Genomic DNA, 7,282 nt, shown 5'->3' on the forward strand with positions numbered 1-7,282 from the left:
CTAAACGAGCACTTGGGGCGGCACTAAAGCGTGACAGGTCCACTTGGAGTGTCGCCAAAACAGAAAGGCGTGTCCGCACGGATGAGGCTCTGGAAGGCGGTGAACCCTTTGGACATCCAGAGGTTCATCCAGTCGACAGCGTCCTCTTGAGAATGGCCCATCTTCTTGAGTTCGCCGACCACGCGCAGGTTGTTTACCGGATGCACGTCGGCGGCAATTACCATCGCAGCCGCGCGAACACGGGCGCGCTCAACGGGATCGACGGGCAGCAGGGCCGGCACGGGGTAGACTTCTTCGAGCCAGTCGAGGATCGCCATGCTCTGGGTCAGGACGGTGCCGTCATCCGTGACAAGCGTCGGGACACCCAGACCAGGATTGATCCGCGCATAGTTCTCGGCCTGTTGCTCACCGGCAACGAGATTTACGGGGACCGACACGAAGTCGATCCCCTTGAGGTTCAGGGCGCTCCGGACCCGGTAAGAGGTCGTGGAGCGCCAGTAGGTATAGAGCTTCATTTCGTCCCCGGGGTGCCGTCGAATTTCTTCTCGAGGCTATCCCAGCAATCGATGTAGTCGTCCTGAAGCGGAGCCTCTTGACCTGCAAAAGCCGTGAGATGCTGCGGGAAGCGGGTCTCGAACATGAAGGACATGGTGTTGTCGAGTTTCTCCGGCCCGAGGTTCGAGTTCGACGCGCCTTCAAAGGCGTTCCGGTCCGGACCATGCGGCAGCATCATGTTGTGCAGGCTCATCCCGCCCGGAACGAAGCCCTGCGGCTTTGCGTCATATTGGCCGTAGATGTTGCCCATGAGCTCGGACATGATGTTCTTGTGATACCACGGCGGACGGAAGGTGTTCTCGGCTACCATCCAGCGCTCGCGGAAGAGCACGAAGTCGATATTTGCCGTACCGGGCTGGCCCGATGGCGCGGTGAGAACGGTAAAGATCGAGGGATCAGGGTGGTCAAAGAGGATGGCACCGACCGGGCAATAGGTGCGCAGGTCGTACTTGTAAGGCGTGTAGTTGCCGTGCCAGGCGACCACGTCGAGCGGGCTCTGCCCGATCTTGGTCTCGTGGAACTGGCCGCACCATTTGATCGTCAGCGTCGAAGGAACTTCGCGATCCTCGAAGGCCGCCACCGGCGCCTTGAAGTCGCGCGGGTTGGCGAGCGCGTTGGCGCCAATCGGGCCGCGACCCGGCAGCTCGAACTTCTGACCGTAGTTTTCGCATACGAACCCGCGGCAGGGACCTTCAAGCACTTCGACGCGATAGACGAGGCCACGCGGAATGATGGCGATTTCCTTGGGCTCGAGATCGATGATCCCCAGTTCGGTCGAGAAACGCATGCGGCCCTGCTGAGGCACAACGAGCAGTTCGGAGTCAGCCGAGAAGAAATACTCGTCCACCATCGACTTGGTGACCAGATATACGTGAGCGGCCATGCCGACCTGCGTGTTCACGTCGCCTGCGGTGGTCATCGTGCGCATGCCGGTGATCCATGTCAGGTCTTCGCCGTTGTGCTCGACGGGGTCCCAACGATACTGGCCGAGCGAGGTCACGTCGGGATCGACGTTGGGCGCAGACTTCCAGTAGGGCACGTCAATGCGGGTGTAGCGCGCCGAATGCTTGACCGAGGGGCGGATCCGGTAGGTCCAGGTCCGCTCAGGTGGGTTTGCGGTGAAGGCGGTGCCCGAAAGCTGCTCGCCATAAAGGCCGTAGTTGCATTTCTGCGGCGAGTTCATGCCTTGGGGCAGGGCGCCAGGCAGGGCTTCGGTTTCGAAGTCATTGGCAAAGCCGGGCATGTAGCCGGGGTGGGTCCCGGTAGTATCCGTCGCGCGGATCATTCCTTTGGGCAGGTCATGAGCAGTCATCTCTGATCTCCTTTGCGAACTGTTGGTCAGGCAGCGCCGGGCGCTTTAGCGACAGAAATCGCGGCGCTCAGCACGTCGCGGTTTCCGATCTGGTTGGCGAGGACGAGGATAAGGCGTGAATTGAGCGCAGCACTTTCATCGTCCGAAAGCCCCTCATGAGCTTCGATCAGCTCGTTGTAGAAACCGTCCGAGTTCGGGATGTTGGGTTCGGTCTTGAACTCTGTCATGATCGTGCCTTTCCTGTCGCATTGCGCAAAGCGGCGCGCGTGGCGGTTTCGTCATATGTTGTCCAACGGGCCGCGACGTGTTGGTCTGGACGGATCAGATAAGGACCTCATGCGAGATGGGCTTGTCAGTAACGCTGCGGACGCATTCGATGACCTTGTTTGCAAGGCGCGGCGTGGCCTATGCTTCGACGATCATGACGCTGTTGTCACCGATGATCACGCCGGAGTTCGGGTCCCCTTCGGCGGTAAAGGCATAGAGACCTTCGCCTACTTCGGTGAAACTGATTTTCTTTTCAGTCATGTCGCTTTGCGACGCGAATGCCTTTGCCACGTTTCTACCTTCCAAAACTTTTTCGTTGCACTTGCAACGATATACGGTTGCAGTTGCAACCAAGTCAACAGTTTCTTGTCAAGAATATGCGAATCAGGAGCTAGCTGATTGATTGGAGATGCCAAACCTTGGACTAGGACTGCCAGTCTTCGGTTCGTGAAGAAAACCGTGAGGACTTGACCCCGATCAATACCTTCTTGATTAGTAGGCTTTTATGCTAATGCAACGAGACAGAAAGCTCTGGATACGGGGTGATATGAACATAGAGAATTTCTTCCCCTATCGGGTCGCCGTGGCCGCGGCGAGTCTGTCGCGTCACCTCGAAAATGTTTATCGGCGCGAGCACGGCATCTCGCGGGAGGAATGGCGTGTGCTTTTCCTGCTGGCTGATGTGCCCAGTCTAACGTCCAAAGAGCTGTCACTCAGATCGTCTCTCGACAAGATTCAAATCAGCCGTGCTGCACAAAGACTGGAGAAGAAAGGGCTGATCGAGGGGCAGGAGGCTGCAGAGGATCGGCGATTGCGCGACTACGCCTGCACCGATGAGGGGAGGGCGTTCTTCGAGGAGGTTTTTCCCAAGGTCAAAGCCAGGGCCGATGCCATTCTGTCGTCGATGTCCCCGGCAGATATAAAGGCACTCGAACAAGGACTATCAGCATTGAAAGACGCCACCGCTAAGACGAAAGGGTGAGAACGTCTAACAAATTCGAAAATTTTCCACTACAAATGTTTTGAGTTCGCTGGTGGGCACACTTCACACAAGGAACGCCCGCTCCTGAAATGAAGCGGGCGTTTGTCTCGGCGAACAGCCGGACAGCGCGGAAAGAAGGTTAGGTCGAGACTGTGCTTCTGGAGGAACGCCTTGCGAAAGCGTAGAAGCCAGGCCCTCCGTTCTCGATCAGGCCCTCGTGTCCCAAATCATCTGACGACGGACAAGCCTGTCCGGCGATGCTTACGACAAGCCGATTGTCTATCAGGGTATCTCGCCCGGATACAGGACCTGGAACGATCCGATCGCCGGACAGAAGCCCGAGCACATGATCGACTTCGAGGCTGCGGCCCATCCGGCTTTCATGCCTCTTGCAGGATACATCGCTGCGGCGGCTGGTGGCACTTGAACTCAAACGCACCTTCGCTTTTCTGGCCTCGAAACCCGAAAGCGCGCTCGGCCCTGTGGCCATCACTCCGAACGTGCTGGTCGGGTCTTGCGATGGCAAGCTGGTCGGCGGCCGAGTGAAGGTCACCTTGCGCGGCGAGGTGATGGGCGTAATTGATACCGGCATCGACTGTCCTTTTTACTAGGGTCAGGACTCATTGAGTTTCAAAGCCAGTAGATGACGAGGGCAGCAAGTGCGATTGCTGAGAGGAAGACCTTGGGGCAACGGTCGTATCGGGTTGCCACACGCCGCCAATCCTTGAGCCTGCCGAACATGATTTCGATCCGGTTGCGCCGTTTGTATCTGCGCTTGTCGTACTTCACCGGCTTCTTGCGTTGCTTCCGACCCGGGATGCATGGGCTTATCCCCTTGTCTTTCAAGGCTTCCCTGAACCAGTCGGCGTCATATCCGCGATCCCCGAGCAGCCAGTCAACATCGGGCAGGCTGCTGAGCAACGCCCGTGCCCCGATGTAGTCGCTGACCTGACCGGCGGTGACGAACAGGTTGAGAGGGCGTCCTTGGCTATCACAAATAGCGTGCAGCTTGGTGTTCATTCCGCCCTTTGTGCGACCGATCAGGCGTCCACGCCCCCCTTTTTCACGCCCATGCTGGTCGCTGTTCGGTGGGCCTTCAGGTAGGTCGCGTCGATCATGACCGTTTTCTTCTCGCCGTGATCGGCAGCAAGACCGACCATCATACGCGCAAAGATGCCTTTGTCGCTCCAACGCTTCCAGCGATTGTAGAGCGTCTTGTGCGGACCATAGACAGCAGGTGCATCACGCCACCGTAAGCCATTGCGATTAATGAAGATAATTCCACTCAGAACGCGCCTATCATCAACGCGTGGCTTGCCATGGGACTTGGGAAAATAGGGCACCAGCCGCGCCATTTGATCGTCATTCAGCCAGAAAAGGTCGCTCACATCACCGCTCGATTTTCGACCGATGAATCATGCCAACCGACGGAAATCAATGGGTCCTGACCCTTCTGTATCTCCGGTTTGCTATGTTGCCCCCGTCAGCCGCCTTGGCCGAGGTTGCTGACGGGGCGGTGTATGGCGTCTGAGCCTTGTGGGTTTGACCACGTTTCCTAGCGAGCCAGCACCGTCTCTCTTCATCGTCTCGAACAGTTGAATGTGGCCGCATCGGACCACGGAGCAGAAGGAAGAGGGTATGAACACGATAACACCGGAACGGATCATTGGCATAGATGTCAGCCGGGACTGGCTCGACATTCATTGTCTTCCGTGCGGCCATCGGCAGCGATTGCCAAATACGCACAGAGGGCATTCAGACGTTGTCGATTTGGCAATGTCGCGAGGTGCATTGGTATGCTTTGAGGCCACAGGTGGGCAAGAATGGCGGCTGTGGGCCGCTTTGGATGCAGCCGACGTTACGACACGACAATTGCCACCTGCTCAGATAAAGGCCTTCGCTGCCAGCCAGGGCACGCGGGCTAAGACAGACCGGATCGATGCGGAGCTCATTGCGAGGTTCATGGCATTCAGGCCTGATGCCGGGCGCTGTCTGCCGCATCAAAAGCTACGCCTTCTCAGAGCCTTGGTTTCGAAACGCGGGCAACTCGTCGAAACACGCAAACGTCTTTTGGCGCAGATCAAGGCGCATCTGAAACTGGGGTCGGCGGAAATATTCGCAGACACGGACGCCGAGCTAAAGTCTTTGCTGGATCGTCAGATCACGGCGTTGGAGGTTCAGATCGAAACCGCCATCGCCACCAATGAGGATCTGCATGAGGCAGCTGAAATACTGCGATCCGTTCCGGGGATCGGGCCTGTCGCCAGTTCCATGCTGATCGCTGAAATGCCCGAACTGGGCCAACTGCCGGGAGGACAGGCAGCAGCTCTGGCCGGTCTGGCCCCTATTGCACATGACAGCGGTGCGATGCGAGGAAAACGCGCAATTGCAGGTGGACGACGGTTGCTGCGGCACGTCATGTTCCAGGCTGCCCTCGTCGCCAGCCATCACAACCCGGTTCTCAAAACCTTCGCAGAACGCCTTCGATCCGCTGGAAAACCGCACAAAGTCATCATCACTGCCGTCGCCCGAAAGCTGGTTGCAATCGCTAACGCACTCGTCAAAGCGCGTCAGAAATGGTCCCCTCAGGTCACCTGAGAAATACAGTTGCTAGTCGACGAACATGAGCGTCAACATGAACCGTTTGTCGCAGACGTAGGTAACACACTTGAATTCACCAAGGAGATCGCGCATCAGCGCCAGCAACCGTGGGTGGTTGGATTGTCGCCTTGATAGCGCACGGTACTTCAGTTCAGTTGCCTGAAGCTTTGGGAAGTGTAGTTTGATCAGCCGCTCGGCGTCGTCATCGCCAATTGCAATTGCCGATGCGCCCTGAAAACGCTGGTCGTCGTTCAGCAGGTCAAACCCAGTATAGCCGCTTTCGTCTATCCGAAAACACTCCATCACAATTCTTCCAACAAAATCCTAAAGTTACAGGATAGGTGCGCGAGTCCTTACCATCTGTGAAAATCGAAAAGCTCAACCGCTCTCGCGGAGTAGCTTCTGACTCTTGTACCCTCGGCAGACCCAAAGGTGAAGTATGTGAGGTTGTCCGCAGATGACCCAGGAGAGTTCGTTCAGAATTTGTCCTGAAACACTCAGAAAGTGAAAGCTGGCCTTTGGTCCTGTTGGATCCGGAGAAGGCGGGAAAGGGGTCTGGCGGGGTTCCGGAGGGATCCTACTCCCCCACCGGGAGACTGCTTACCAAAACCGTTCTTCGATCCGCGCACGGTTTCCGTGCGCTCCTTCAGACATCGGAGACCACACATGGCCAGGTCAAAGCCCAGGTTCGACGCCGCGGCGTCGATCACCAACGAACTCATCGAAATCATCGACCGGGGGGTGCTGCCCTGGCGCAAACCCTGGACGGTCGGCGGCAGTTCGGTGCCGCTCCGCCAAAACGGAGAACCCTACCAGGGCATCAACAACTTCTTGCTGACCATGCGCACCATGATGGCCGGCTATACCTCGCCCTACTGGATGACGCTCAGGCAAGCGAATGCCATGGAGGCGAAGGTCATCAAGGGTTCGAAATCCTCCGTCGTCGTCTATTACGGCACCACCGAACGGGACCGTGAAGAAGGCGGCCACGAAGACGAGGCGGAAACCGAAGACCCCAAAACCATTCCCTTCCTGAAATCCTACCGCGTCTTTAACGCCGATCAGATCGAGGGGTTGGACCCTCGCTTTCATCCCGTTGCGGCCGAACCGGAAGTTCATCCCGCCCGCGCACCGATCCCGCATATGCAGAGCTTCTTCGAGGCAATCGGTGCCAATGTCAGCTTCTCTGGTCGGGAAGCATGTTACGTCCCGAACCTCGACAAGATTTACATGCCCCCGATCGAGCTCTTCGAGAACCCGCGGAATTTCTACGCCGTCTGGGGTCACGAGCTGGGTCACTGGACGAAACCCCGACACCGCCTGAACCGCAGCTATGGCGATGCTCGGTTCGGGAACACGGCCTATGCCCGCGAAGAGATTGTGGCCGAGCTCTGTACGGTGTTTTTGGGTCAGAAGCTGGGGTTTTCCGCGCATACGCTGGAGCTGAACGCGGCCTATTGTCGCTGTACCCTAATTAATCAGAATCCGGCCTGAAATTGCCCCGTGAAATCAATGGCGGTTTGGGGAGTGGAAAAACTCTGGGGATTTGCATTGAACTCGGTCTA

At 57.4% G+C, this 7,282-nt stretch carries 9 protein-coding genes and 1 pseudogene; 4 read left to right on the forward strand and 6 right to left on the reverse strand.

What is annotated here, in order from left to right; genetic code table 11:
* Positions 1-23: 23 nt before the first annotated feature.
* From maiA to A8B82_RS23760, 4 genes and pseudogenes are all read right to left on the reverse strand, one after another.
* Positions 24-515, reverse strand: coding sequence for a maleylacetoacetate isomerase (gene maiA / locus A8B82_RS21525; protein WP_082899424.1), 492 nt, complete (start codon positions 513-515; stop codon positions 24-26).
* On the reverse strand, positions 512-1,867 hold the full coding sequence (hmgA, locus tag A8B82_RS21530) for a homogentisate 1,2-dioxygenase (protein ID WP_067297261.1): 1,356 nt from the start codon (positions 1,865-1,867) through the stop codon (positions 512-514). The genes maiA and hmgA overlap by 4 nt, the downstream gene beginning before the upstream one ends.
* Positions 1,868-1,893: 26 nt before the next feature.
* On the reverse strand, positions 1,894-2,094 hold the full coding sequence (locus A8B82_RS21535; protein WP_067297264.1) for a DUF2783 domain-containing protein: 201 nt from the start codon (positions 2,092-2,094) through the stop codon (positions 1,894-1,896).
* A 100-nt stretch (positions 2,095-2,194) separates the two neighbouring features.
* Positions 2,195-2,425: pseudogene (locus A8B82_RS23760) on the reverse strand (MBL fold metallo-hydrolase); the annotation flags it as partial.
* A 256-nt stretch (positions 2,426-2,681) separates the two neighbouring features.
* On the opposite strand from A8B82_RS23760, the gene A8B82_RS21540 reads away from it, so the two are divergent.
* Both A8B82_RS21540 and A8B82_RS21545 read left to right on the forward strand, forming a co-directional pair.
* Positions 2,682-3,116 (forward strand): MarR family winged helix-turn-helix transcriptional regulator, encoded by a 435-nt coding sequence (locus tag A8B82_RS21540; protein WP_067297267.1) that lies wholly within the window; start codon positions 2,682-2,684, stop codon positions 3,114-3,116.
* A 416-nt stretch (positions 3,117-3,532) separates the two neighbouring features.
* Positions 3,533-3,727 carry a hypothetical protein gene (locus A8B82_RS21545; protein WP_138069845.1) on the forward strand — a complete coding sequence of 65 codons (195 nt, stop codon included), beginning with the start codon at positions 3,533-3,535 and terminating at the stop codon, positions 3,725-3,727.
* Positions 3,728-3,746: 19 nt separating this feature from the next.
* On the opposite strand, the gene A8B82_RS23765 is transcribed toward A8B82_RS21545, so the two are convergent.
* A protein-coding gene (locus A8B82_RS23765) for an IS5 family transposase (protein ID WP_138069846.1) occupies positions 3,747-4,504 on the reverse strand; the annotation gives its coding sequence in 2 pieces (ribosomal slippage) (positions 3,747-4,183 and positions 4,183-4,504; 759 coding nt in all).
* A gap of 250 nt (positions 4,505-4,754) precedes the next feature.
* Between A8B82_RS23765 and A8B82_RS21560 the strand changes: the two genes are divergently transcribed.
* Positions 4,755-5,714, forward strand: a complete 960-nt coding sequence (locus tag A8B82_RS21560) for an IS110 family transposase (protein WP_201120885.1) — start codon at positions 4,755-4,757, stop codon at positions 5,712-5,714.
* Positions 5,715-5,726: 12 nt separating this feature from the next.
* Here the strand turns inward: A8B82_RS21560 and A8B82_RS21565 are convergent, their stop codons facing one another.
* The gene (locus A8B82_RS21565) at positions 5,727-6,023 is read right to left on the reverse strand and encodes a hypothetical protein (protein ID WP_235604771.1); all 297 of its coding nucleotides are present in this window, start codon (positions 6,021-6,023) and stop codon (positions 5,727-5,729) included.
* Positions 6,024-6,383: 360 nt separating this feature from the next.
* On the opposite strand from A8B82_RS21565, the gene A8B82_RS21570 reads away from it, so the two are divergent.
* Complete coding sequence (locus tag A8B82_RS21570; RefSeq protein WP_235604772.1) at positions 6,384-7,211, forward strand: ArdC family protein; 828 nt, start codon at positions 6,384-6,386, stop codon at positions 7,209-7,211.
* Positions 7,212-7,282: the final 71 nt, after the last annotated feature.

Source organism: Sulfitobacter sp. EhC04, from assembly GCF_001650875.1.
GTDB lineage: Bacteria > Pseudomonadota > Alphaproteobacteria > Rhodobacterales > Rhodobacteraceae > Sulfitobacter.